Annotated in this window: 20 protein-coding genes and 2 CRISPR repeat arrays; of the genes, 13 read left to right on the top strand and 7 right to left on the bottom strand. The window is 53.6% G+C overall.

Features of this window, described 5'->3' with window-relative positions:
• Positions 1–3: 3 nt before the first annotated feature.
• A complete protein-coding gene (locus tag O5O45_RS12700; RefSeq protein WP_305905593.1) occupies positions 4–1,167 on the bottom strand; it encodes an SPFH domain-containing protein in 1,164 nt (387 codons plus the stop codon).
• Between the two features lie 53 nt (positions 1,168–1,220).
• Positions 1,221–2,897 (bottom strand): cyclic peptide export ABC transporter, encoded by a 1,677-nt coding sequence (locus tag O5O45_RS12695; RefSeq protein ID WP_305905592.1) that lies wholly within the window; start codon positions 2,895–2,897, stop codon positions 1,221–1,223.
• Positions 2,898–3,373: 476 nt separating this feature from the next.
• On the opposite strand from O5O45_RS12695, the gene O5O45_RS12690 reads away from it, so the two are divergent.
• The 12 genes from O5O45_RS12690 to O5O45_RS12635 all read left to right on the top strand — a co-directional run bounded on the left by O5O45_RS12690 (position 3,374) and on the right by O5O45_RS12635 (position 20,033).
• The gene (locus O5O45_RS12690) at positions 3,374–4,273 is read left to right on the top strand and encodes a cupin-like domain-containing protein (RefSeq protein WP_011396653.1); all 900 of its coding nucleotides are present in this window, start codon (positions 3,374–3,376) and stop codon (positions 4,271–4,273) included.
• Positions 4,274–4,383: 110 nt separating this feature from the next.
• Positions 4,384–5,298: a cupin-like domain-containing protein gene (locus O5O45_RS12685; protein WP_305905591.1), complete on the top strand. Its 915-nt coding sequence runs from the start codon at positions 4,384–4,386 to the stop codon at positions 5,296–5,298.
• A gap of 10 nt (positions 5,299–5,308) precedes the next feature.
• A complete protein-coding gene (locus O5O45_RS12680; protein ID WP_305905590.1) occupies positions 5,309–7,093 on the top strand; it encodes a carbamoyltransferase family protein in 1,785 nt (594 codons plus the stop codon).
• Between the two features lie 309 nt (positions 7,094–7,402).
• Positions 7,403–8,553: a CRISPR direct-repeat array (repeat unit 32 nt; unit sequence GTCGCCTCCCATGCGGAGGCGTGGATTGAAAC).
• A 107-nt stretch (positions 8,554–8,660) separates the two neighbouring features.
• Entirely contained in the window at positions 8,661–9,128 is a 468-nt protein-coding gene (locus tag O5O45_RS12675; RefSeq protein WP_305905589.1) for a hypothetical protein, read from the top strand.
• A gap of 381 nt (positions 9,129–9,509) precedes the next feature.
• Positions 9,510–11,687 carry a CRISPR-associated endonuclease Cas3'' gene (locus O5O45_RS12670; RefSeq protein ID WP_305905588.1) on the top strand — a complete coding sequence of 726 codons (2,178 nt, stop codon included), beginning with the start codon at positions 9,510–9,512 and terminating at the stop codon, positions 11,685–11,687.
• 38 nt (positions 11,688–11,725) lie between these two features.
• Positions 11,726–12,394 (top strand): type I-C CRISPR-associated protein Cas5c, encoded by a 669-nt coding sequence (gene cas5c / locus O5O45_RS12665; RefSeq protein WP_305905587.1) that lies wholly within the window; start codon positions 11,726–11,728, stop codon positions 12,392–12,394.
• Positions 12,391–14,205: a type I-C CRISPR-associated protein Cas8c/Csd1 gene (gene cas8c, locus O5O45_RS12660; protein WP_305905586.1), complete on the top strand. Its 1,815-nt coding sequence runs from the start codon at positions 12,391–12,393 to the stop codon at positions 14,203–14,205. Before cas5c ends, cas8c begins: the two co-directional genes overlap by 4 nt.
• Positions 14,202–15,095: a type I-C CRISPR-associated protein Cas7/Csd2 gene (gene cas7c, locus O5O45_RS12655; protein WP_305905585.1), complete on the top strand. Its 894-nt coding sequence runs from the start codon at positions 14,202–14,204 to the stop codon at positions 15,093–15,095. The genes cas8c and cas7c overlap by 4 nt, the downstream gene beginning before the upstream one ends.
• Before the next feature lie 11 nt (positions 15,096–15,106).
• Positions 15,107–15,721, top strand: a complete 615-nt coding sequence (gene cas4 / locus O5O45_RS12650; RefSeq protein WP_305905584.1) for a CRISPR-associated protein Cas4 — start codon at positions 15,107–15,109, stop codon at positions 15,719–15,721.
• Positions 15,718–16,734 carry a type I-C CRISPR-associated endonuclease Cas1c gene (gene cas1c / locus O5O45_RS12645; protein ID WP_305905583.1) on the top strand — a complete coding sequence of 339 codons (1,017 nt, stop codon included), beginning with the start codon at positions 15,718–15,720 and terminating at the stop codon, positions 16,732–16,734. The genes cas4 and cas1c overlap by 4 nt, the downstream gene beginning before the upstream one ends.
• Positions 16,735–16,738: 4 nt before the next feature.
• Positions 16,739–17,032: a CRISPR-associated endonuclease Cas2 gene (gene cas2 / locus O5O45_RS12640; RefSeq protein ID WP_011396666.1), complete on the top strand. Its 294-nt coding sequence runs from the start codon at positions 16,739–16,741 to the stop codon at positions 17,030–17,032.
• A gap of 175 nt (positions 17,033–17,207) precedes the next feature.
• A CRISPR array of direct repeats spans positions 17,208–18,892; the repeat unit is 32 nt; unit sequence GTCGCCTCCCACGCGGAGGCGTGGATTGAAAC.
• A 394-nt stretch (positions 18,893–19,286) separates the two neighbouring features.
• A complete protein-coding gene (locus O5O45_RS12635; RefSeq protein ID WP_305905582.1) occupies positions 19,287–20,033 on the top strand; it encodes a class I SAM-dependent methyltransferase in 747 nt (248 codons plus the stop codon).
• Here the strand turns inward: O5O45_RS12635 and O5O45_RS12630 are convergent.
• The 5 genes from O5O45_RS12630 to O5O45_RS12610 form a co-directional block, all read right to left on the bottom strand.
• On the bottom strand, positions 20,030–20,509 hold the full coding sequence (locus O5O45_RS12630; protein ID WP_305905581.1) for a YbhB/YbcL family Raf kinase inhibitor-like protein: 480 nt from the start codon (positions 20,507–20,509) through the stop codon (positions 20,030–20,032). The genes O5O45_RS12635 and O5O45_RS12630 overlap by 4 nt on opposite strands.
• Before the next feature lie 40 nt (positions 20,510–20,549).
• Positions 20,550–21,287, bottom strand: a complete 738-nt coding sequence (locus tag O5O45_RS12625) for a dienelactone hydrolase family protein (protein ID WP_305905580.1) — start codon at positions 21,285–21,287, stop codon at positions 20,550–20,552.
• A gap of 96 nt (positions 21,288–21,383) precedes the next feature.
• Complete coding sequence (chrA, locus tag O5O45_RS12620) at positions 21,384–22,595, bottom strand: chromate efflux transporter (protein ID WP_305905579.1); 1,212 nt, start codon at positions 22,593–22,595, stop codon at positions 21,384–21,386.
• A 76-nt stretch (positions 22,596–22,671) separates the two neighbouring features.
• Positions 22,672–23,412 carry a hypothetical protein gene (locus O5O45_RS12615; RefSeq protein WP_305905578.1) on the bottom strand — a complete coding sequence of 247 codons (741 nt, stop codon included), beginning with the start codon at positions 23,410–23,412 and terminating at the stop codon, positions 22,672–22,674.
• A gap of 32 nt (positions 23,413–23,444) precedes the next feature.
• Positions 23,445–24,185, bottom strand: a complete 741-nt coding sequence (locus O5O45_RS12610) for a hypothetical protein (RefSeq protein ID WP_305905577.1) — start codon at positions 24,183–24,185, stop codon at positions 23,445–23,447.
• Positions 24,186–24,397: 212 nt separating this feature from the next.
• On the opposite strand from O5O45_RS12610, the gene O5O45_RS12605 reads away from it, so the two are divergent.
• On the top strand, positions 24,398–24,763 hold the full coding sequence (locus O5O45_RS12605; protein WP_305905576.1) for a hypothetical protein: 366 nt from the start codon (positions 24,398–24,400) through the stop codon (positions 24,761–24,763).
• Positions 24,764–24,774: the final 11 nt, after the last annotated feature.

The raw sequence follows: 24,774 nt of genomic DNA, 5'->3' as shown, positions 1-24,774 counted from the left end.
TCGTCAATCGACGATCACCCCGACGGCTTCCTGACGCTGTTCTATGCCTTCCCCGAGATTCTTGGCGCTGGGTTTGGCGGATGACGTAGAGGGTGTGATCGCATTGGTTGGCGCGGATGGATCGCTGGTTCTGGTTTTGGGCGCAGAGGTTGTAACAGGTGTTGAGATGTCTGACTGATCGACGCCAGCCCCTACCGATTTCACGCTGGAGGCGAATACGGACGATAGATCCGAAATGCCTACGGGTGAGTTTGTCGCCGCCGCAGTGGAGGTTTCTCCGGCGGTGTTTAGAATCAATGGCAGGCCGTCGGTGCCGCTGCCGCCTATCACCACCAGCTTGGCGTTGTTGGATTTGGCCAGTTCCAAGGTGGCGCGAATACCCTGATAGCGCAGATATTCCTGCGTCAGACCTTCGTTGACGTTTTTCTGGAATTGCTGAATCCCTTGCGACTCATACTGCTTGCGCTGAATCTCCAACTGTTCCCGTTCCAGGATATAGGTGTACGCCAGCGCCTTCTGCTCTTCTTCCAGTTTGGTTTCTATGGCGGAGGCGACGGTGTCCGGCAGATGAATTTCCTTGATCAGCAGATCGTCCAGCACGATATGCCGTTGTTGCAGTTCGGTCAGCGCCATCAGCACGATGTTCTGAATGATGTTGCCCTGGGTGGCGTAAATGTCGTCCGGTTCATACTCGCCCAGCACCCGCCGGATAATGGCCTGGGTTTCCGGTATCACCACGCGGTCGATGTACTCCGGCCCTACATATTCATGCAGCAGATACAGCGTCTTGCGGTTGGGGGAGAAACGCACGGACGCGCGCACCCGAATTAGCAGGCCGTTCTTGCTGAGCACGGTGAAGATGGTTTCCCGCTGCTGCACCCGCACTTCGTATTTGTACATGATGTTGAAAGGGTTAACGATGTGCAGGCCGCCGCCGTAGACCCGTTGCTCCACGCCGTCGTCGAAGCGTTTCCAGAGCACGCCGGCTTCACCGGGATAAATATTGATGAAGATGCGGTGAAATAAATAGGCGACAAGAAACAGGATAATAAAAAACAACACGATGAGGGGGACTTTGGCGCGTCGCCAGAATGGCCGCCAGCGCGCCATAAATCTCTCTCTCCAGCGTTTATTTCCCTTACTGCTCATGGATGCCGTCGCATTCATACCCAAAAGTCCCTTCTTGAACCAAACGTCCGCTCTCTCCTGACGCTGGAGAGTTAAATATGCAGACTAGGATTTGTGATTATTTTGCCTGCGTCGAGTTTGATCACCCGGTCGGCGATATCGAAATAATGATCGTCGTGGGTGGCCGCGATAATGGTTTTACCCTGCGCCTTCATTTCAGGAAGAATGGTCTCATAGAAATAGCGGCGGAAATCCGGGTCCTGATCCGCCGCCCATTCATCGAACACGTAGATTTGTTTGTCCTCCAGCAAAGACACGATCAGCGCCATACGCTTTTTCTGGCCGGTGGACAGCTTGATGTCGCTGATTTCGTTGCCCTTGATCTGGCAGCGCTCCGACAGTTTCATCAGCTCCAGCAGACGCGTCACTTTGCTGCGGTCTTTGACATCCACGCCATACAGCTGCTTGAACAAATGGAAGTCAGAAAAAATGACGGAATACAGGCTGCGGTATTGCAGCATGTTGTTGGCGTGCAGAGGGGTTCCGTCCAGCATAATACTGCCCGTATCGGGCTTGTATAGCGCTGTCAGCAGTTTGAGAAAGGTGGACTTGCCGCTGCCGTTGCCGCCGATCATGAAGATGATTTCGCCGCGTTTGATCGTGAGATCAATAGGTCCGACGGTAAAACCTTTGGCCTGTCCCGGCCCCGGCTGTCCGTTTTCGTGGTAGCTGAACTTGAGGTGATCGCAGCGGATTTCCTGGAACGGCGCTTCCTGGTTTTGTGCGATCGACTCCTCATCGGAAAAGTGCTCCAGTTGATCCGACTCGATGCTGCGTAAACCGTCCAGCTCTGTTTCCAGACGTTGAATATTGACGATGGCCACGTTGCTTTTGGCGATCAGCGGCGCCACGCCGACGATTTCGCTCAAGGGGCCGATGACGAACAACATGATGGCGGCCAGTTTGGGAATGCTCTCTGTGGAAGAGGCGCTGATCATCGGAATCAGGAAGATGATGGACGCCATCAGAATAAAGGTGAAGCTTTGGGTGAATACGTTGAGGTTGTTGTACGCCAGACCGGTTTCTATCTTCAGCGTCTCCATGCTATTGGAGAGCGGCAGCAGGCGCTCCTGGTAGAAACAGTTGCTTTTGGACGGGTTGATCTTCAATTCCTTGAAGCCGTCCAACAGCTCGCCGAGAGCGTCGAAATATTCATTCTGCTTTTCCGACGCCATATGCAGCTTACGATTTAATACGCGCTGACGGGCGAAGAAATAAAACAGACAGAGCGAGGTAGTCAGCACAGTAAGGAGCAGGGCGGTGGTGGACACATAAGCAATGAACATCAACGCGAATATCACCATCACAAAAGAGCCAATGGCGTTGATGATGAAAGGCGTATATTGCGACAGCGTCAGCGTTTCCGTATTCAACACCGAATACATACGGCCGCGACCCACTTTTTCGAATGCGCGCAGATCCGTTTTACGAATTTTATCGGCGATGCGCGTGCGAATACGTTCAAGCACATGCTCAACCTGGGTGGTGTTGTAATTGAGGGTATAGCGTTTGCTGAGCCAGAATGCCGCGAGGGCGACGGCGAACATCAACAGATAGCGGAAGTTCAGTTCATGCGGGGCGGCGTGTTGCGCGGCGTGAATAACAATGACGGCGATGACGCCGTTGAGCATACCGCTGACCACCACCATCGCCAGCGCATAATAATTGAAGTCCGCGTGTTCCCGTTTAATAAAGTTCAGAAATTCCATATAACGCAGCGACCGCCCATGTCCGGGTGATAAGGGATTCTTTTTGTATTTCTGTCAGGCGGGTGCTGGGGGAAGAATAGATAGAGAGCGGACAAAGCCCTGTAAATACAGCATTTTCCTGTTTTTCGATCACCCTTCCATAGTGTGCGGAATCATTCTAGGAGCTTTGCGCCGATATTTCTAATATTTCCTGCACTTGCGCGCGCGGAAAAATATTTTATGAGATTCCGCTACCGATTTTTTCCTGCTTAACTATACTTATCGCTACCTTGCTCGCGCAGGGGGCGTCCCGTCTGGTCCAAAAGTTATAGAAAGGATTGATTTACAAGGAGAAATTTTCTTCTTCAGGGAGCCCGTCCAGAGCAGGAAGCAGCCTGTCAGGGAGTTTAAAAAGGGCTGTCGCAGCTGCACGTCAGGGCGCCAAAAACGTGCGGAGGTAACCTCATATAACAACAAGATAAAAGTTGATAAGCGACATGGAAAAACTTGCTGACGTCGAGGCGTGTCCCGTTGATCGTCTGGATATCTCTCAAATCACCCCCCAACTGTTTCACTCGGAATACCGGCGCAAAAGCCGCCCCCTTATCATCACCGGCGCCCTGAGCGACGCCAAAAACTGGTCCCTGGAGTTTATGTGTCGCGAAGTCGGCGATCGTAAATTTCCCGTGCGTTGCTACGGTCCCGGACACTTCAACAAGCCTAAATCGGAATGGAGCAAGTACTGCGATTATCAGGAGATGAAACTCTCTGATTATGCGTTGCAACTGACCAGCGACTACGCGCGCAAGAACAATCATTACATGGGACAGGTCGCCATCGGCGACACGCCCCTGGCCAATGTATTGCGAGGCGCGCTGGGCAATATTTCCGAACGTTGCGATATGCAGAAAGCCACGGACATGTTCCTCTGGCTGGGACCCAGCGGCCACACCGAACCATTGCATTGGGATTGCGGGGAGGGCACGGTGCTGATGCTGCACGGCGCCAAGAAAGTGGTGCTGTTTCCACCGGAGCAAAGTGAAAACCTGTATCCCTTTTCGCTGTATGGCAGTCCCGCGGCGCCCTGGTTCAGCAAAGTCTATGTGGCGAAGCCGGATTACGACGCCTACCCGAAGCTGCGGGAAGCCATGAAACACAAAATCGAGCTGGTGCTGCGCAAAGGCGAGGTGCTGTTCATCCCCGTGTATTGGTGGCATGAACTGTCCAGCATCGGCAAGGATTTCTATACCTGCTCGGTCAATCGCTTCTGGCGGGTCAAGCCGTTCTCCCGTCTGACCAGCAATAAACTGGGATTGGCGCTATACCTGTCCCAACTGGGTCTGATGACCGTCAATGGCGTTATCGACGGTTTGCGCAGACCGGCTGATGTGGTTTAGGGGTTAGAACGCGACGGGGTTATCAGGATGATCGCCTGAGGTTCCGTCGTCGCTCCGTCGTATCTTCCGCCACGTCCCCAATAAAATCTCTTCCCAAGGAGATGCCTGTCATGAACAAGGAAAAGAGTTGCGGCTTACAGTCCGAGATTGAACGTCTGGATGCGGAGGACAGCGAAAGGTTCGCCGCATTATGTCAGGAATCATCGAAACCGGTGATTCTAACGGGAGGGGCGCTAAAGTGGCCGGCGCTGGAGAAATGGACGCCGGACTACTTCCGACGCCGTTTCGCCTCGCAACGAGTACGTCCGTCCCTACAGTTGCCCGCTTATGGCGCTCCCTATTTCAGCACCGAAAAGCATCACCGCAGAGAGATGTATCTGAGCGAGTTCATCGACATCCTGGAAGCGGGCGACGCCTGCTATGTCGACCAGACCGACGTACATTCTTTCACCGGTCTGGAGGAGGATTATCGCTATCAGCAGTTCATCCCGCCGGGGTTGAACTTCACCAGTCTGTGGATCGGCTCCAAGACCCGCTCGGGTCTGCATTACGACAATATGGACAACCTGTTCGTGCAGGTTTACGGGGAGAAAAAAGCGATTCTGCTGGCCCCGCAGGAAGCGCGTAATCTATATCCCTTTGGCGACTGCATTTCCAAGAGTCGGGTGGACCCGGAGCGTCCCGACCTGATGCGTTATCCCCGCTTCGCCAGGGCGCAGACTCTGACTGCCCGCCTGCAACCCGGGGACATTTTGTTTTTCCCGCGCGGCTGGTGGCATCACTTTTCGTCCGCCGGGCCATCGATTTCGTTGTCGTGCTGGTATGGTTCGCCGCTCACCATCGCCGAGCAGGCGCGCGGCGTCAATCTGGCGGGGCGGCATTTATGGTTTCGCATCCTGCGCGACTTCCTCTGGCACGGCGTTTTAGGTCGCGCCTACAACCAGCGATTATTCAGTACGCCTCCTACCGGCAAGCTGCTTTATGACTTGCTGTTCGCACCCAAACGACTGACAAAAACCGAATAAAGGAATGCTTATGTCTAAACCCATTTATGTGCTGGGAACCGGATTGTCCCATGACGGTTCAGCGTGCCTGTTGAAAGATGGCGAAGTGTGCGTGGCCATCGAGAAAGAGCGGATCACCCGCATCAAGCATGACGGTTTTTGCGACAGCGAGGCGATGCAATATTGTCTGGATGCGGAGGGCATTGGCTTTGATGATGTGGCGGTGGTGGTGCAGAACGCCAATTTCAGTAACTTTGATCGCGGCAACAAGATCTTTCATGGCCAACCACGGATCATTCCTGATCATGTCAAAACCGTCACCATTTCTCACCACCTGGCGCACGCCTACAGTGTGGTGGGAACCAGTCCGTTTGACGACATGGCGGTGCTGGTGATCGACGGCTGCGGCAGCAGTTGGGATGACTGTCTGGATCTAGAAGGAGCCCATGTGCCGGAAGCTCAACCCGGCGCAGACTTTAATCATCTGTTCTTCGAAAAAGACAGTTATTACCTCTACGAGAAAGGGAAGTTGCGTCCGGTTTACAAAGACTTTTCTCCTTTCGGCTATTTTCTCAAGGGATACTCTATGTGCCCGCCGACCACCAAACACTCCATCGGCGGGTTGTATTCGGGTGTGAGTCAGTATGTGTTTCAGGGCATGGAGGACCCCGGCAAACTGATGGGGCTGGCGCCTTATGGACGTCCAGGCGTGTATGATTTTCAGGCGTTCGAATGTCGCGACGGACGCGTGTTCGTCAACTATGACTGGATGAAGCACTTTGACCGGCCGCGGGTGCGCTATGAAGATCTGGCGGAGAACTTCGACTATTACGCGGATATCGCCTATTGGATGCAGCGGGAAATTGAGCGCGCGTTGCTGTATCTGGTGAATCACCGTTTCCAACATCAGCCCCACAAGAACCTGGGATACGCCGGCGGCGTGGCGTTGAATGCGGTGGCTAACGCCAAGCTGTTGAAGCAGACCGGCTTCGAAGACTTCTACTTTCAACCGGCGGCGGCGGATAACGGCCTGGCCATTGGCTGCGCCTATTACGGTTGGTTGGAAGTGTTGGGACAGGAGCGGGTCAAGCACGATGCCTCGCCTTATTTCGGTAAGTCCTATGAAGCGGAAGAACTGTATCCCGCTATGCAGACGTACGCCGGAAAAATCAGTTACCGACGCCTGCCGGAAGACGAAGCGATCAATCGTACTGCGGAATTGCTGGCCGAGGGTAAAGTGGTCGCCTGGTTTGAAAAAGGCTCCGAATTTGGCCCCCGTGCTCTGGGACATCGCAGCATCCTGGCGGACCCTCGTAACCCGGATGTACGCGAACACATCAATCGCAATGTGAAGTTTCGCGAAGACTTCCGGCCGTTCGCGCCTTCCGTACCGCTGGAAAAAGCCCGCGTTTATTTCGACTGCGACTATCCCAGCCCCTACATGATTCTGGTGGCGCCGACCCGGGAAGAGTGGAGAAAAGAAATCCCCGCCGTCGTCCACGCGGACGGCTCCGCCAGAGTGCAGACGGTGACAGAGTCCGTGTCGCCCAACTACTATCGACTGCTAAACAAGTTTGGCGAACTGACCGGCGTCTCTGTCCTGCTCAACACCTCGTTCAACAAGAAAGGCATGCCCATCGTAGAAACCCCCAAAGAAGCCCTCGACTTCTTCATGGAATGCGCCCTGGACGCACTGGTCATCGACGGCTGCCTGATCGAAAAAGCCGCCGTCGCCCAAGAACCCAGCAAAGTGGATGAGAAGAAAGAATGGGAAAAAAGCCTGGGCAGCCTGTACCCGGAAAACGTGGGTATTTGATCCAATAAACTGCTTGTGATCCACAGTAAAAATCCCCCGTGCGAGCGGGGGATGGCTACCTCTGCAGACTCGCTTGAACTAAGCTATCCATCCCAATCGCCGATTCATTTCTTTCCTATACTTAAACCACTCAGCGCTAACCCCAGGCTCCCATAAAATCCCTGGGAGGTTAGCGATCATGCAAGACACTGAAAGACAAAAGCTTTTCATCGCAGACAGAAAAAAGCCGCTCTTTAACAACACAAAACTCCCCAGGTTAGCGCAAACACGCCATTAACACCTTTGGAATCATTGGATTATAGTTAGGCAGTCGCCTCCCATGCGGAGGCGTGGATTGAAACATATCCCCTATATGCCGACGCGCTTTAATCCTGGTCGCCTCCCATGCGGAGGCGTGGATTGAAACAAGCAATACGTGGACTATTTCTACGCGCTCAAACGTCGCCTCCCATGCGGAGGCGTGGATTGAAACCGAGTCGATACGTACGTAATACGCAGTGTCAAGGGTCGCCTCCCATGCGGAGGCGTGGATTGAAACACCCGCCAACCCATGAGCGCGCTATTGTATGAAAAGTCGCCTCCCATGCGGAGGCGTGGATTGAAACATGGGCGACCGGCGGCTACATGTCATTGGTAGGCGTCGCCTCCCATGCGGAGGCGTGGATTGAAACAACCATGCTGAAGAATGCAGGCGGCTTCGCCGAGGTCGCCTCCCATGCGGAGGCGTGGATTGAAACGTCGGTCATCCGCAGGCCGCAGGCATCGGCTTAGTCGCCTCCCATGCGGAGGCGTGGATTGAAACCTCAACATCATATCTACACTGAGTCTTTTGGCGGGTCGCCTCCCATGCGGAGGCGTGGATTGAAACTTTATTTCGCAGCGGGGAAGTCAAATAGCCAAAAGTCGCCTCCCATGCGGAGGCGTGGATTGAAACTGAACCGCACGGCACGCGTACCATTCCAGCCCCTGTCGCCTCCCATGCGGAGGCGTGGATTGAAACGTTAAGCAGGAAAAAATCGGTAGCGGAATCTCATAGTCGCCTCCCATGCGGAGGCGTGGATTGAAACAACATCAAACGCCCATCTAACCAGGGTAGCGGCGTCGCCTCCCATGCGGAGGCGTGGATTGAAACCAGTATTATCCGCGAGATGGATGGCAACAAAGATAGTCGCCTCCCATGCGGAGGCGTGGATTGAAACATATGATCGCGCACACATAATAGCTCATAATTTGTCGCCTCCCATGCGGAGGCGTGGATTGAAACAATGTAGAAAAGGGTACAAAAATGCCGCGTCAAGTCGCCTCCCATGCGGAGGCGTGGATTGAAACCAGTTGGTGATGATGGCGTCCGCCCCGCGGATCGTCGCCTCCCATGCGGAGGCGTGGATTGAAACCGCTCAGTTTGTTGCGTTTCAACCGTCATGACGCGTCGCCTCCCATGCGGAGGCGTGGATTGAAACGCCGCCTCGACTAGCCTAGCTATGCGCGCCCGCTCGTCGCCTCCCACGCGGAGGCATGGGCCTCTTATGCTTTAAAGGAAAACGGCAACACTTTACCAGGGAAACAAATGAACGAGCGTCAGTTTGAAGAGCTGAATGAGCATCTGAAGCGGGTGATGCCTTGTGTGAACCGGTTCTGTGAAGTTGCCGGGTATGAGTATGTTGACCGCCGCGCGTTGGGGCGCTATCCGCGGATCAGGATTCAGCGGCCAGGGGAGATCTGTCGTTGGATTGAGTTGTGGATGGAGCTTGATGAAAACGGGGATCGCTACGAACGCTTTTTTGACGACATTCCTTACGAGCTTTCCGCTGGCGCCAAAGTCGAGATTGCAGATGGAACTCCCTATGGGCATCGGTATTTTAAAACCTTCGTGTTGTTTTCGCGTAAGCCATTCAGAGAGGTTCCTCAGACGCTTGAAGGGCAGTTACGAAAGGCGCATGTGTTATTGAGCGGCTGGGACAAAACCTTCGTTCTAACTCACGGCCGGAAAGTTGTGCTGGGCGGCGCTCCAGGGAGCATTGTGTCGCAGTTTTGATTGCTCAATGCGTTGATGGTTTATTCAAATAGAATTCTCTCGTCTGGATTGATGTAGATCATCAGGAAACGAAGCGTAAGCGGTTAATTTTTTTCTACAGGAAGCAGACAGATTTCAAAAACTCATTACACGCTGTAAAGGCATTGTCTGCATGCTCTCCTATACTTTTTAGTCATTGCTGTTGTCCGTTGGGCGAGATGTCGCTTGATTGGGCAATTATCGTTGCGAAGGAATCAGGATGATAAAGCCGACTCTTCAGCAAATGACATACGCCACTGCAATGCGCATCGGGATGCTTCGCGGCGTTAATGCTTTTCTCAAAGGCGCATGAAAATGTTCTATGCGCACTCCACCCCAGATACGAGTAAACAAGACTGGCAAATGCTATCGGAGCACCTTTCCGAGGTTGGACGTCTGGCGAAAAAGTTCGCCTCCGTTTTTGGGTGTGATGTTGAGAATCTGGCGGAAGTATCCGGACTGTTGCATGACCTGGGCAAATACACGGATGAATTTCAGCGCCGCTTAACTGGTGACTCTTTGCGTGTCGATCACGCGACAGCCGGGGCCAAGCTGGTTGTCGAAAGATACCAGAGTCTGGGATATCTACTCGCTTACGCTATTGCAGGGCATCATGCCGGCCTGGCTAACGGCGTTAATGGCGTGAATCGAACGTCATTGGAAGATCGTTTAAAGTCAGAGACATATAGACTGTCAGAGGCTTGGCGTTCCGAGTTGAATATTCCGAAGCAACTGTCATTACCTTCCCGTTTTCACGCGAGACATGACCGTAACTTTTTCCAGATGGCGTTTCTGACCCGTATGTTGTTTTCCTGTCTGGTGGATGCCGACTTTCTTGATACGGAAGCCTTTTATCTTCAAGCAGAAGGAGGGGAAAGCCCTCGGGGAGAATATCCTTCTCTCGCCGACCTAAAGCCTGCATTGGATAGCTTTCTCCGTGGACTTAACGATAAGGGCAAGCCCGTCAATTGGAGGCGGAGAGAGATTCTACAAACGGTTCGCCGCAATGCGGAACTCGACCCAGGATTATTCTCACTGACTGCACCCACTGGCGGTGGTAAAACCTTGGCGTCACTCGCTTTCGCGCTGGATCACGCCCTGATGCACAAGCTGGAACGGGTTATCTATGTCATTCCGTTCACCAGTATCGTTGAACAGAATGCGGCAGTATTTCGGCAGGCGTTTGGAGAACGAGGCGAATACGCCGTATTGGAACACCATAGCGCGTTTATTGAGGATAGAAGTAAGGACCCGGAAGCCCGTGAGAAACTAAAGTTAGCGATGGAAAACTGGGAAGCGCCCATCATTGTGACCACCGCGGTACAGTTCTTTGAAAGCCTTTTTGCCGACCGGCCGTCCCGCTGCCGGAAACTGCACAATATCGCTAATAGCGTTGTCATTCTGGATGAAGCGCAAACGTTGCCGCTCAAGCTGCTTAAACCTTGTGTGGCTGCGCTGGACGAGCTGGCTCTGAACTATCGGACCAGCATCGTGCTCTGTACCGCGACCCAGCCTGCCTTACATGAGCGCGATAACGTCGAGGACTCATTTGTTGGCGGTTTTCGTAATGTGAGAGAGCTTGCGCCGAATCCTGAGCAACTTTACCGGGAATTCAAGCGCGTCTCGGTTCGTCATATTGGCGTGCTGGATGATGAGACGTTGACAGACATTCTGCTGGAGCGGGCGCAAGTTTTATGCATCGTCAATAATCGGCGACACGCCAAAGCTGTTTTCGAAAGTATCCGCAGTGAACCCGGAGCCAGGCATCTATCCACCTTGATGTGCGCGAAGCACCGTAGCCAGATGCTGGCGCAAATTCGTGAGGATTTAAAGCAGGGAAGGCCTTGTCGCCTGGTGTCTACCTCACTGATCGAAGCTGGCGTAGATATCGACTTCCCAACAGTATTGAGGGCGGAAGCAGGGCTGGACTCCATCGCGCAGGCGGCGGGGCGATGTAATAGGGAAGGTATGCTGCCAGCGGATGAATGTGAAGTTCTGGTGTTTAATCCTGCTAATGAAGACTGGGCTCCTCCGGTAGAGCTTGAGCAATTCGCCAGTGTTAGTCGAGGCGTTATGCGCCACCACCCAGACCCCCTCAGCTTGGCCGCCATTGAAGAATATTTTCAACACTTGTATTGGCGCAAGGAGAAGGAACTGGATGCTTATGACTTGCTTGGACTGATTGCGTCGGCAAGGATAACAGGACTGCCTTTTGAAACTCTGTCCAGTAAGTTTCGCTTGATTGAAAGCCGGCAAATGCCAGTGATTATCCCCTTTGATGATATTGCTCGGAAAGCGCTGGGCGCCTTGGATTATGCCGAAGGCTGCGTGGGTATATCCCGGTGTTTACAGCCATATATCGTGCAAATCCCCCAAACCGCGTATCAAGCGCTTTTTGATGCGGGAGCCATCGTGGTCAAGGCGGAAGAGCGCTTTGAGCAGCAGTTCGTTTACTTGGCGAATATGGATTTATACGACGAAGAGTGCGGACTGAGTTGGGACAATCCAACATTCATCCGTGCGGAGAAATTGGTTTGGTAGGTGCTATCGCCACCTCATAGGCATTGAGGAGATAGATAATGAGTTATGGAATACGTTTGTTAGTCTGGGGAGAGCGTGCCTGCTTTACCCGCCCGGAAATGAAAGTGGAGCGGGTCTCGTATGACGTCATCACTCCCTCCGCCGCCCGGGGCATAATAGAAGCCATTCATTGGAAGCCCGCCATTCGTTGGGTTATCGATCGTATACATGTCTTGAATCCCATCCGCTTTGAATCAATTCGTCGAAACGAAGTGGGCGGAAAACTATCCGCTGCGAATGTGGCCAAAGCGATGAAAGCAGGTCGCGTCGATGGTGTCGCAACTTTCGTCGAAGAAGACCGGCAGCAACGGGCGGCGACCGTGTTGCGGGATGTGGCTTATATCATAGACGCGCACTTTGAGCTCACAGAAAAAGCGGGCTCCGACGACTCCGAAGGAAAGCACCTTGATATTTTCAATCGGCGCGCGCGTAAAGGGCAGTATTTCCATGCGCCTTGTCTGGGCGTTAGAGAATTCCCGGCTTATTTCCGATTGCTTGATGCCGATGAGTCTCCACCTCAGTCCCATAAATCATTAGAGGGGGAAGTCGATCTCGGTTGGATGTTGCACGATATTGATTTTGTGAACGGCATGACGCCGAAATTTTTCCGCGCGCGTATGGTGAACGGCGTCATTGAGGCGCCAAATTTTGCGGAGGCGATAGCATGATTCTCTCTGCACTGAATGAGTACTATCAGAGGCTAGCGGAGCGTGATGAAGTGCCGCAGTATGGCTTCAGCCGGGAGAAGATATCCTATGTCATTGTCTTGAATGAAGAAGGTGACATTAAGGATGTTGCAGACATTCGCAGGACTTCTGGAAAGAAAGCTACGCCAGAGTATATAGACGTTCCGTTACCGCCTAAGCGGGCTGCAAACATAGAGCCATGTTTCTTGTGGGATAAATCCAGTTATGTATTGGGTGTAAGTGCAAAAAAAAGTGAGCGAACTACAAAGGAGCATGACGCTTTTAAAGAGTTGCATCGACGTCTCCTAGCTGGCTCTGATGATATTGGGCTGAAGGCAGTTTTAAATTTTCTGAAAAGCTGGTCGTCTGACCAGTTCTTACCTCCGTACTTCAAGGAGGAAATGTTAGACGCCAATTTTGTGTTCCAGGTAGATGGTGTGCGCCAATATGTGCATGAAAGTTTGGGGGCTCACTCAATATGGGTACATGCATATAACACAAGTGGCGGAACAGAAGGTCACTGTCAGGTAACGGGTGAATACGGACTGCTGGCGCGTCTACATCCGGCAATCAAAGGTGTCAACGGCGCGCAGAGCTCTGGTGCGTCAATAGCCTCCTTCAATGGTGATGCGTATTTATCATACTGCGGAACTCTACAAAAACTTAAAAGCAATAAGACTGAGAATGATACAGGCGTAAACGCTCGTATTTCTATCTCTGCAGCTTTTTCATATACAACTGTACTCAACCACCTATTACGTAGAGATGAAAAGAATCGTCAACGACTTCAGATAGGCGACGCAAGCGTTGTCTTTTGGGCGCTGTCGGAAAATGCTTGCGCTGCGGTGGCGGCGGAAAACGCCTTTGCATTACTGCTGTCTCCACCCTCAGACGATAGTCAGGAAACAGCGAAGCTACAAAGCATTCTGGAAAAAATCGCTCAAGGCCGCCCCTTGTCAGACGTAAATCCAGAATTGGACGAGAGCACCCGATTTTATGTGTTGGGCCTTGCGCCTAATGCTTCACGGCTTTCCATCCGGTTTTGGCATACCGGAACGCTTGGTGTATTTGCGCGGCGTATGGCTGAGCACTACCAGGATTTAGACATCCACCCGCGACCCTGGAAAACCGAACCCGCTATGTGGCGCTTGCTAAAAGCATTGGCTGTATTGGGTAAAACTGAAAATATCCCCTCGAAATTAGCCGGAGAAATGACTCGAGCTATTTTGAACGGATCACGCTATCCACGGAGCCTGTTGACTAGCGCTCTAATGCGCATGCGTGCCGATGGCGATGTCTCAGGCCTGCGTGTGGCGTTATGTAAAGCGGTCATATCACGCGAATATCGATTGAACGCAAACCGATCTCAAACGGAGGAGGTTCCTGTGAGTTTAGATACAGAAAACAGCAATCCAGGTTATCGCCTGGGAAGACTCTTTGCTGTATTGGAAAAAATCCAGCGTAGCGCATTGGGAGAAAAATTAAACGCTACGATTCGTGATAGATACTTCGGAGCGGCTTCATCGGCGCCAGGTAGTATTTTCCCACTGTTACTCCGTAACGCTCAGCATCACCTAAGTAAAATTCGTAAGGAAAAAGTTGGACTAGCGAAGGCCTTGGAGCGTGACGTGAGTGAGATCATTGAGGGCCTGGGTAGTAGTTTCCCTCGTAGCTTGCGTCTGGATGATCAAGGGTGTTTCGCAATCGGATACTACCATCAAAGTTACTCCCGCCTTAATCAAAAAGAATCAAGTGAGACTGAAGCCAGTCACGACGAAGGAGAGAGAGCATGACAGCGATCACCAATCGATATGAGTTTGTATTTCTGTTTGATGTAACCAATGGCAACCCGAATGGCGATCCTGACGCCGGAAACCTGCCAAGACTTGATCCAGAAACTAATCATGGGCTAGTTACTGACGTGTGTCTTAAACGCAAGGTGCGTAACTTTGTGGCGTTTGAGAAGAGCGATGTTAACGGCAGTGCGCTGGGATTTAACATCTATGTACAAGAAAAGTCAGTCTTAAATAACCAACATAAGCAGGCATGGGAAGCTTTAGGTATTCCGCCAGATGCAAAAGAAAAATATAAAAAGCTTCCTAAAGATGAAGCGAAAGCGCGAGAGCTAACAGCGTGGATGTGTAATAACTTCTTTGACATCAGAGCTTTTGGCGCTGTTATGACAATGGAAGTCAATTGTGGTCAAGTGCGCGGACCGGTTCAATTTGCGTTTGCAACCTCGGTTGACCCAGTGACCCCGCTTGAAATCTCTATCACGCGTATGGCGGTAACAAATGAAAGAGACTTGGAAAGTGAGCGCACCATGGGGCGCAAGCACATAGTTCCCTATGGTTTATATCGCGCCCATGGCTTTATATCCGCGAAGCTGGCGGAGCGCACGGGTTTTTCCGAAGAGGATCTGCAACTGCTGTGGCGAGCGCTGATCAATATGTTCGAACATGACCGCTCAGCGGCCAGAGGAGAGATGGCCGCACGCAAATTAATCGTATTCAAGCATGAGCATCCCATGGGGGATGCGCCCTCTCATGTATTGTTCGATAAGGTCAAGGTTGAGCGGGTGGAAGGCGATGCGGATACGCCAGCTCGCAGTTATAGCGACTATCGGGTCACCGTGGACAGCGAGGCGGTTCCGGTTGGCGTCAGTGTGCAGGAGTTATTGTGATGTAGAGCGCTATGGAAGAAGAACGGCTGATCCCATTATCGGCCCTCCAGCACTACATCTACTGCCCGCGTCAATGCGCGCTCATTCATATTGAGCGGTTTTGGGCGGAAAATTATTGGACCGCACAGGGTAGGGTGCTGCATCAGCGTACGGATGAAGGTAAGCCGGAGCAGCGCGCACATACCCGCATAGAGCGCAGTGTGGAGGTAATCAGCCATGAGCTTGGCGTCCAGGGTGTGTTGGATGTATTGGAGATCAACCTGCAAGACATGACTTACACCCCGGTGGAGTACAAGCGCGGCAAGCCTAAAGTCACCAACTGCGACCGAGTGCAATTATGCGCGCAGGCGCTCTGCCTGGAGGAGATGCGAGGCGTCAGAATAGACAGCGCGGCGATTTGGTATTGGGAGGTGCGCCAACGCGAGTGGGTGGAATTAGACCCCGCGCTGCGCGCAGAGACGCTGGATGTTATAAGTCAGGTTCAGGCGTTGTTTTCAAGTCAGCGAACGCCGCGTGCTGTGTATGGGAAATACTGTCTTGCCTGCTCGCTGAAGGACGAATGTCAGCCCAAAGCTATGCAGGAGGATACGGCGGACCAATATCTGCGGGGCATGCTGGAACCATGAAAAAATTGCAGAACAGCCTTTATGTCACCCGGCAGGAAAGTTACCTGCATAAAGAACGTGAAACAATCGTCATCAAGCAGGGTAAGGATAAACTGGCTCAGTTTCCCGCGCATGCGGTGGCGAATATTTTCTGCTTTGGGCAAATCTCGGTCTCGCCATTTTTAATGGGCTATTGTGGCGAGCAGGGCATTGGCTTGGTGTTCTTCACGGAATATGGAAAGTTTCTGGCGCGCATCCAAGGCCGGCAAAGTGGCAATGTCTTGCTGCGCCGTGAGCAATACCGCGTTAGCGACAAGGACGCGCTGTGTCTGGATATCGCCCGCAGCATTGTGCTGGCGAAAATCGCCAACAGTCGCCGAGTGTTGCAAAGGGAAGTGCGCAATAAGGGGGCTCATCCAGCTTTGGACGAAGCTATCGCCAGATTGGCCAACTGTCTGCGCAGATGCGAGCGCCCAGATAGTCTAGACGTACTTCGCGGACTTGAAGGCGAGGCGGCCGCCATCTACTTTGGCGTTTTCAACCAGCTGCTCAAACAGGATGGATTTGAGTTCAAGGGCAGAGTGAGACGGCCGCCAACAGATCCGGTAAACGCGTTGCTTTCATTTCTGTATACCCTGGTGACCCAGGAAATATCCTCTGCGCTGCAGGGCGTCGGTTTAGACCCCTATGTGGGCTACTTACATGTCGACCGTCCGGGCAGGGTTGGACTGGCGCTGGATATTCTGGAGGAGTTTCGGGCATGGTGGTGCGATCGTTTGGCGCTGACGTTGATTAACCGAAAGGAAGTCAAAACCAGTGACTTTGATATTGAGGCCAGCGGCGCTGTGCGTTTAAAAGAGGACGCCCGACGTAAGGTGCTGGTCGCATATCAGGAGAAAAAGCAGGAAGAAATTTCCCATCCGTTTTTGAACGAAAAGGTGCAGGTTGGATTACTGCCGCACTGCCAGGCGCTGATTCTGGCGCGCCATTTACGCGGCGATCTCCAGCACTACCCTCCGTTCTCTGTGAGGTAAAGCCATGTTGGTGTTGATTACCTATGACGTCAGTGTGATAACCTCAGAAGGCCAGCGCCGGCTACGCCATATCGCCAAGGTCTGCGTGGATTACGGCATGAGAGTGCAAAACTCCGTATTCGAATGCGAAGTCGACCCGGCGCAATTCACCTTTCTCAAACAAAAACTGCTGGATATCTATCACCCCGACGAAGATAGCCTGCGTTTTTACTTCCTTGGCAAAAAAGGCCGCCAGAAAGTCGAACACTACGGCGCCAAACCCACACCGGATATTTTCAGAGACTCCCTGATCATCTAGCGCTAACCACTGGCTCCCATAAAATCCCAGGGAGGTTAGCGCGCTTATAGTTATTTGAAAAATAAACAGTTTAATTTCAAGGGTAAGAAACAACGCTCTTTAACAAGCTGGAATCATGAAGGTTAGCGCAAAAGCGCTATTAACACGCCTGAAAACATCGAGTTATAGTAAGGCAGTCGCCTCCCACGCGGAGGCGTGGATTGAAACCGTAAAGGGAAAATCATGAAAACTGAGCCTAGAGTCGCCTCCCACGCGGAGGCGTGGATTGAAACCGTAAAGGGAAAATCATGAAAACTGAGCCTAGAAGTCGCCTCCCACGCGGAGGCGTGGATTGAAACACCCCAGATCAGATAATCCGTGTAGCGCAGGGCGTCGCCTCCCACGCGGAGGCGTGGATTGAAACTCCGGCCAATTTTTTAGCGTGCCCGCCTGGATCGGTCGCCTCCCACGCGGAGGCGTGGATTGAAACGGTGTATATGTCCACCATATCAGGCTCTACTAGGGGTCGCCTCCCACGCGGAGGCGTGGATTGAAACTTATCCTGCGACTTGTACAAACGTGACCTGTCAAGGTCGCCTCCCACGCGGAGGCGTGGATTGAAACCTACGACATAAACACGACGGATGACGACAAGCTTGTCGCCTCCCACGCGGAGGCGTGGATTGAAACAGGAGAGTTTGGCGAGGGGATTGTCTGGACCTGCGTCGCCTCCCACGCGGAGGCGTGGATTGAAACGGTGACACTTGACGCCAATATTGCATGCACCAGGTCGCCTCCCACGCGGAGGCGTGGATTGAAACAGCGCATCAAGGGGGATCAGGACAAACGTTTCGACGTCGCCTCCCACGCGGAGGCGTGGATTGAAACTGGTGAGGTCTTTTACAACTCTGATAACCTCACGGTCGCCTCCCACGCGGAGGCGTGGATTGAAACTGGTGAGGTCTTTTACAACTCTGATAACCTCACGGTCGCCTCCCACGCGGAGGCGTGGATTGAAACTCGTCATCCCACAGCGGGATGCGCAAATGCTCGGGGTCGCCTCCCACGCGGAGGCGTGGATTGAAACTCGTCATCCCACAGCGGGATGCGCAAATGCTCGGGGTCGCCTCCCACGCGGAGGCGTGGATTGAAACGCCCCTAGGCCTTGTCCAATATCATCAATCATCAAGTCGCCTCCCACGCGGAGGCGTGGATTGAAACACCCGGCAACGCAATCTGCTGAAAGCCTATTCGAGTCGCCTCCCACGCGGAGGCGTGGATTGAAACACCGATGGCAGCAACAACGCCGACCACACGGTAACGTCGCCTCCCACGCGGAGGCGTGGATTGAAACATCGTGTCGCTTACCGTGACAAGCGCCAACTCTGTCGCCTCCCACGCGGAGGCGTGGATTGAAACTTGGTTATTATGTCGGGCTTATTGCTTGGTGTTGTCGCCTCCCACGCGGAGGCGTGGATTGAAACCAACGCGGTTGGCCTTTACCCCCTCCGACCGCAGGTCGCCTCCCACGCGGAGGCGTGGATTGAAACAGCGTCAATTTGCGCTCGTAGCGGCTCACATTCCTGTCGCCTCCCACGCGGAGGCGTGGATTGAAACTGCGAATGCGTCTACCCCACAGCTACAGTCTGCGGTCGCCTCCCACGCGGAGGCGTGGATTGAAACACTGCATATCGGCCTTGATACTCAAGCCCCATAAGTCGCCTCCCACGCGGAGGCGTGGATTGAAACAAGATCAAATCAACGCAGGCGCGCAAGGAATGGAGTCGCCTCCCACGCGGAGGCGTGGATTGAAACCCAACCAACCAGCCCAGTAACCACCCGTCAGACCGTCGCCTCCCACGCGGAGGCTGGGATTGAAACTGTGCGTTAATGCGGGTGTCGTTTTAGGTATCGTATCGCTTCCTGCTTGAAGGCTTAGATTGAGGATCAACTTGGCCAGTTTAGCCCAGATGAGTTTTGGTGGCCTTGCTGAGGGGTACCATCAAACGGAAACACTGTCTGTGTGTTCGCTAGGCATAAACGGCCTCGCCTCATAAAATGCCCGACCCTTTATTCCCGTCAGTGGTCGTTCATTGAAAAAATATCCTTATCCGGTAGCCATATTTACTGTGCGGAAGACTACGAGCTCTAGCGTTATTTAAAGCCGCTTTAGCCAACCATTATCCTGCCTCGCGCATTTGCGATTTCCCCTCAAACAAGTAATAGTCACTAATGAATCTTTGATGCTTTTCAAACTGTTAAGGATGGGGGGGACATGGATATTCAGAAGCTCTTCGATGATAAGGCGGAGATCTACGCGAAAGCGCGACCGCATTATCCCAAGGCGTTGTATCAGTGGTTGGCGGATGCGTGTGATGGGCATGAGCGGGTGTGGGATGCTGCTTGTGGGAATGGGCAGGCGGCGGCTAATTTGCGGGAGTACTTTTCCGTCGTGGAAGCCAGTGACGTCAGTGCGGCGCAGATTGAAAACGCGCCGACGTATCATGGCGTTCACTACTCCGTGCAGCCCTGTGAACAAACCGGTTATCCCGATGATTATTTCGACGCCGTCTGCGTCGCTTTGGCCTTGCACTGGTTCGATTATGAAAAGTTTTGGCCGGAGGTGAAGCGGGTGTTGCGTCCGGGCGGGCTGTTTGCAGCCTGGGGCTATAGCTGGCCGCATCTTGGCATGGAGCTGGATGGCGTGCTGGAGCAGAGTCTGTTGCAGGTGATCGAGCCTTATTGGGCGCCGCAAAACCTGTTGTTGTGGAACGAATACAAAGAGGTTCCTTTTCCTTTCGAGCCCATCCGCACGCCGCGGTTTGAATTAATCATGCCCTGGACTCTGGACGAATTTTTCTCCTATTTGCATAGCTGGTCGGCGACACGGCGCTGCATGGAAGATCGCGGCGATAGTTTCTTCGCGGAGAGCTACGCTCGAATGAAGGAAGCCTGGGGCGGGGGAGAAACCCGCCCGGTGACGATGGATGTATTTATCCTCGCCGGCCGCCACGGGGGCTAGCCGCGGCTGTACACGCCAACCAGTCGATTCATGCCGATGACATGGGGCTCCACTTTCTCCAGCAGTTGCCAGAGAGTGAGCCCTTCCGGCAGATCCAACTGGGCATTGAGCGCCAGAATCCAGAAATAATAGCGATGAGTCCCGTGTCCCGGTGGGGGCATGGGGCCGCCATAACCGGTTTTACCGAAGTCCGTTCTGCCGCTGACGTAGGCGTCGACGCCTTCCGGCAGACTGTGCACGTTGGCGGGAATGTTATACAACGCCCAATGCACAAACCCGTAGGTTCCCTCTGCGCCGATCAATGGCGCATCCGGATCGTGGCAGACGACGGCGAAGCTCTGCGTTCCCGCTGGTTCTCCCGACCAGGATAACGCTGGCGAGATATCTTCGCCTTCGCCGGTATGTTTGCTGGGAATGCGGCCATCATTGCTGAACGCCGCGCTGGTAAGCTGCATCTCGGATAAAGCAAATCCCATGAATCCTCTCCCTAAAAAGCCTGTTCTTCATTGAACGGATTTATTGCGTCACGCTGGCGAGAAACTCGCCGAAACGGCTCCATGATTTTTTGTCCGCATCTTCCCTGTACCGGTCTGACCCAAACACAGTGAAAGCATGAGGCGCGCCGCTATAAGTAATCATTTCGTGGCTTACGCCGCTTTTTTCAAGTTCGTTGGCCAAGGCTGCGAACTGGTCCATGGTGATGGCTGAGTCGGCGGTTCCATGCATGATCAGGAGGTGGCCGTGAGCTTTACTATAGTCCTGTCCGTCTGGCGTTTGCAGTCCGCCATGAAAGGTGGCGAAACCTTTCAGGTCGGCGCCGGAGCGAGCCATTTCCAGTACCGCCGCGCCACCGAAACAGTACCCCATGGCCACGGCGTTGCTGACATTGCCGCCTTGGGCTTTTGCTATGTCCATACCCGCCTGCAACAGCTTGCGCATCTTATTGCGGTCTTTATAAAGTTCGCCGGTATGCTGGCGCTTGTCTTCGTCTTTGGTGGGCCGCACGCCCGCGCCGAACAGGTCGACGGCGAATACTGAGTAGCCCATGCCCGACAACATTTCCGCGCGTTTGACTTCGTAGTCGGTCAGTCCGTCCCAGTCATGCACCAGCAGTACCAGCGGGGCGTCTTTGCCGGGGCTGACGTAATACCCTTCGTAGGCGTCTCCATCGACCTGATAGGTGACGGTTTTGCCTGCGGCGAGGGCGCTGCAGGAAACGACAAGGCTTAGCAGGGTGAGTAGTGGCTTTCTCATAACCGGTCTCCGTATTAGTTTTTATTGTGAGGCGCGCCGGCGCTGGGTTGGCCGGCGACACTACTCAGTCTAGTACGAAGCGGGAAAGAATCAGGTTTACAGGTAATAAATCCATGCGCCGGCGAGGGTGGTGACGACAACGACTTTCCACGGCGCCAGTTTCCAGATGGTCAATAAGCTGAAGGCGGTCAGGGCGATGGCGAAGTCCTGCGGGGACAGTACGGAGCTGGTCCACACAGGGTGATAGAGCGCAGAACCCAACAACCCGACCACCGCGGCGTTGGCGCCCGCCATGGCGGCCTGGGCGCGGGATTGCTGGCGGAAACGGTCCCAGTGCGGCAGTACGGCGATCACCAGCAACATGCCTGGCAGAAAAATGGCGACAAGACTGATGGCGGCGCCGAGCAGCGGGTTTGGCGCAAGCGTGACCGAGGCGCCTAAATAGGCGGCGAAGGTGAACAATGGCCCTGGAACAGCCTGCGCTGCGCCATATCCCGCGATGAAACTGTTTGCACTGACCCAGCCCGTATCGACCACGCTGGTTTCCAGCAACGGCAGCACCACATGGCCGCCTCCGAATACCAGGGCTCCGGCCCGATAAAATGCTTCGAACAGCGCCAGCGCATGGGAGCCGGTGGAGAGGGTAAGCGCCGGCAGGATCAGCAGCAAAAGGAAAAAGGTCGCCAGCGCGACGTAGGATTTGCCGTGAGGAAACTCCACCGGCCGGTGCTCTTCCGTTTTGCGTTGCGTATGGCCGCAAAGAAGCAAACCTGCGCCAGCCCCAAGCGCAATGACGCCTATTTGCCCGAAGGCCGAGGGCAGGGCGGTGGTCAGAATCACCGCGCCCACTGCGATGCCGGCGCGCTGTCGATCCGGACACAGATTGCGCGCCATGCCCCATACCGCTTGCGCCACGACAGCCACCGCAACCAGTTTTAATCCGTGAATGAGACTTTGACCGAATTTCCCGCTAAAGATGTCGGCGCTAAGCGCAAAGAGCAACAGAAACAAAGCGGATGGCAAGGTAAAGGCGGTCCATGCCGCCAACGCGCCTTTCATGCCGCCACGACGCATCCCCAATGCAAATCCCACCTGACTGCTTGCCGGTCCCGGCAGGAACTGACACAACGCCACCAGATCGGCGTAACTCTCGTCACTCAGCCAGCGCCGCCGGGTGACGAATTCATCCCGAAAATACCCCAGATGCGCCACCGGCCCGCCAAAAGACGTCAGTCCCAGTTTTAAAAACGCGCGAAAGATATCGCCGGTCGTGGAGGTTTGAGCGGGAGCGTCAGTGAGGTCGTTCATAGCGGCGTTTGTGAATCAAAAGGAGCAAATGCTAAGTCGGTTATATGGCGCTTTGATGACAAAGCAGGCCTCTATTCTAAGGCTCAAGGCCTCGTTCTTTCATCAATTGCTGGATACGAGGAAATTCGGAACTCGCACGAATATTTGGCTGATCTTTGATCAGGCTGACTATCTCTGGCCAGCGTGACGATGCAATAACGGCGGGCTCCAGTAGATAGTCGACAAACATAAGGTAGTTTTTATAAGGCTCCAACCATGACAACAGCCTTTCATGTTCAAGCACATGCGGTATCGTCATAACATCGAAAAAACACAGCAGATTTTCCTTGGCGGCCAGCGGCGGCAGTGTTTCCCAGCCCGCGCATCTGGCCTGGATGCAAGGCTTGAATAAAACATCCGACAGCGGCGCGTCATGTTCCGGTTTGGCGCATTTCTCCGCCAGCGCTTTTACCAATTCGAGCCATTGCGGGTGCTTTCGGGTCACTTTTCGGGCGAGCAGACCCGCTACTTGTCCAGTGGTGTTGTACTCGCTGAACCCCTGACACAGCCAGCCCTCGTCATCCAGAAACGATACGCGCTCGCCATAAACCTCTTCCGCAATGTCCTCAAAATCCCGCGAAGCGTCCAACGCCGCCATCACCAAACGCTCCCAGTCAGGATGGGCGACGGCGTCTTTATGGCCGAGTATACGTTTACAGGCTTGGCGTGCGGCTTCCACAGCAGCTTTATTTTCTTGCGTCAGATGCGCCAATAACTCCACCGCCCAGGTGTCACTTTGAATGGCGGAGGGATGTAAAAGCAGGTTTAGGTCTTTCATTAACTCATGCGACTGTGTCGATAATGTAAAACTTATTCCAAGCCCCTTTCCTGCAAGAGTTTTTGCAGAGCGGGGTATTCACTGTAACTACGAATGCTGGGGGCGTCTTTAACTAATAAGGCTAGTTCCCGCCAGCGCTCGTGGGACGCCACGTCTGGGCGAGCAACAGCATCCACCATCATTCTGTAGCTTGTGAGCGGTTCCACCCACTGTATTAAATCCGGGTGCGACAGGACTTGGGGCAGGGGCAACAGGTCTCCAATAAATGAGTGAGGATCCAGCTCCAATAAGTAGGGTATCAGCTTCTCCCACTCTGGATGGTTGCCTATAACCGCCGGTAAAATAGTTTCTTTGCCGATTGGTGCTTCATGCTCGGAACAGTCGCTTTTTTCCACCAGCTTGAGAACCAGACTAAACCATTGGGAGTGGTCGCGGGTGGTCTGTTGACCAAGCAGCTCCGCAACGCTGTAGGTGGTGCTGTATGCATCAAATCCCTGACATAGTCCACCTTCGTCATCTTCGAAAGAAATGCGTTCGCCATAGACTTCCTCCGCCACGTCCTCGAAGTCGCGGGAGGCGTTGATCGCCGCCTCCACCAGTTCGGGCCAGCGTGGATGAGCGACGGCGTCGGGATGGGCGAGTATGGCGTCGCAGGCCTCATTCGCCGCTTCGACAGCATCATCGTCATTGGTCGACATGTGAGCGAGCAAATCAGACGCCCAGTTGGCGTCTTGAATGGCGGAGGCGGTTAAAAGTTGCTCCAGTTCTTTCACGACGGATTATCCTCTTGGATCTCTCTGTAAATACACGGACAAATGGCCGATTCACCGTCCGCTCCACGGGTGTTATACCTTAATACGGCCGTTAACGCTAACCAGCTCCGGGTTTCGTGGCGGACTGTCGCATTAGGGTGTTCCAGTATGCCTCAGCAACTCGGCTAAGCCCCGTAGCGACGCCAATTCCTCATAATCAGACAGAAGTATTCATGGTCAGAATTATTGGTCCGGCAAGTCCCAGATATCGTTTTGAAAAATGTCCCGTTCAGGACAAATACGTCCTGGTTGAGAACGCTCCATTTGAAACCTCCGCCGCCACCTTGGGCGAGGCCTTGACGCAATACGCCAACGCTTTCAGCGCCAGCATTCGGCCCTATGACGGCGACGACAACATTCCGCTGCCGGAAGGAGAGTCCAAGTACTTTTATTATCTGGACAAAAACTCCGTGCATGGCGAAGCTATCGTCGATATTCATATTCACCGCCACTCCGGCGAGCAAGTGTGTCCCGGTCAGAACATGAACTTTCAACTGTTCTCCGGCGACGCCATAACCATCGGCGCGCTGGCTTGTTAAGGTAATTCGTA

The sequence above is a fragment of the Hahella sp. HNIBRBA332 genome (assembly GCF_030719035.1).
Classification (GTDB): Bacteria; Pseudomonadota; Gammaproteobacteria; order Pseudomonadales; family Oleiphilaceae; genus Hahella.
Note: the sequence above shows the minus strand (reverse complement) of the source record. Positions and strands in the feature narration are given on the sequence as shown.

Coding starts and splice junctions, on each gene's coding strand:
- O5O45_RS12695 (WP_305905592.1), bottom strand. CDS start 2,897: ATGGAATTTCTGAACTTTATTAAACGGGAACACGCGGACTTCAATTAT.
- O5O45_RS12685 (WP_305905591.1), top strand. CDS start 4,384: ATGAACAAGGAAAAGAGTTGCGGCTTACAGTCCGAGATTGAACGTCTG.
- chrA (WP_305905579.1), bottom strand. CDS start 22,595: ATGAACGACCTCACTGACGCTCCCGCTCAAACCTCCACGACCGGCGAT.
- O5O45_RS12700 (WP_305905593.1), bottom strand. CDS start 1,167: ATGAATGCGACGGCATCCATGAGCAGTAAGGGAAATAAACGCTGGAGA.
- cas8c (WP_305905586.1), top strand. CDS start 12,391: ATGATTCTCTCTGCACTGAATGAGTACTATCAGAGGCTAGCGGAGCGT.
- cas2 (WP_011396666.1), top strand. CDS start 16,739: ATGTTGGTGTTGATTACCTATGACGTCAGTGTGATAACCTCAGAAGGC.
- O5O45_RS12675 (WP_305905589.1), top strand. CDS start 8,661: ATGAACGAGCGTCAGTTTGAAGAGCTGAATGAGCATCTGAAGCGGGTG.
- cas4 (WP_305905584.1), top strand. CDS start 15,107: ATGGAAGAAGAACGGCTGATCCCATTATCGGCCCTCCAGCACTACATC.
- O5O45_RS12630 (WP_305905581.1), bottom strand. CDS start 20,509: ATGGGATTTGCTTTATCCGAGATGCAGCTTACCAGCGCGGCGTTCAGC.
- O5O45_RS12625 (WP_305905580.1), bottom strand. CDS start 21,287: ATGAGAAAGCCACTACTCACCCTGCTAAGCCTTGTCGTTTCCTGCAGC.
- cas7c (WP_305905585.1), top strand. CDS start 14,202: ATGACAGCGATCACCAATCGATATGAGTTTGTATTTCTGTTTGATGTA.
- cas1c (WP_305905583.1), top strand. CDS start 15,718: ATGAAAAAATTGCAGAACAGCCTTTATGTCACCCGGCAGGAAAGTTAC.
- O5O45_RS12670 (WP_305905588.1), top strand. CDS start 9,510: ATGCTATCGGAGCACCTTTCCGAGGTTGGACGTCTGGCGAAAAAGTTC.
- O5O45_RS12635 (WP_305905582.1), top strand. CDS start 19,287: ATGGATATTCAGAAGCTCTTCGATGATAAGGCGGAGATCTACGCGAAA.
- O5O45_RS12690 (WP_011396653.1), top strand. CDS start 3,374: ATGGAAAAACTTGCTGACGTCGAGGCGTGTCCCGTTGATCGTCTGGAT.
- O5O45_RS12615 (WP_305905578.1), bottom strand. CDS start 23,412: ATGAAAGACCTAAACCTGCTTTTACATCCCTCCGCCATTCAAAGTGAC.
- O5O45_RS12605 (WP_305905576.1), top strand. CDS start 24,398: ATGGTCAGAATTATTGGTCCGGCAAGTCCCAGATATCGTTTTGAAAAA.
- O5O45_RS12680 (WP_305905590.1), top strand. CDS start 5,309: ATGTCTAAACCCATTTATGTGCTGGGAACCGGATTGTCCCATGACGGT.
- cas5c (WP_305905587.1), top strand. CDS start 11,726: ATGAGTTATGGAATACGTTTGTTAGTCTGGGGAGAGCGTGCCTGCTTT.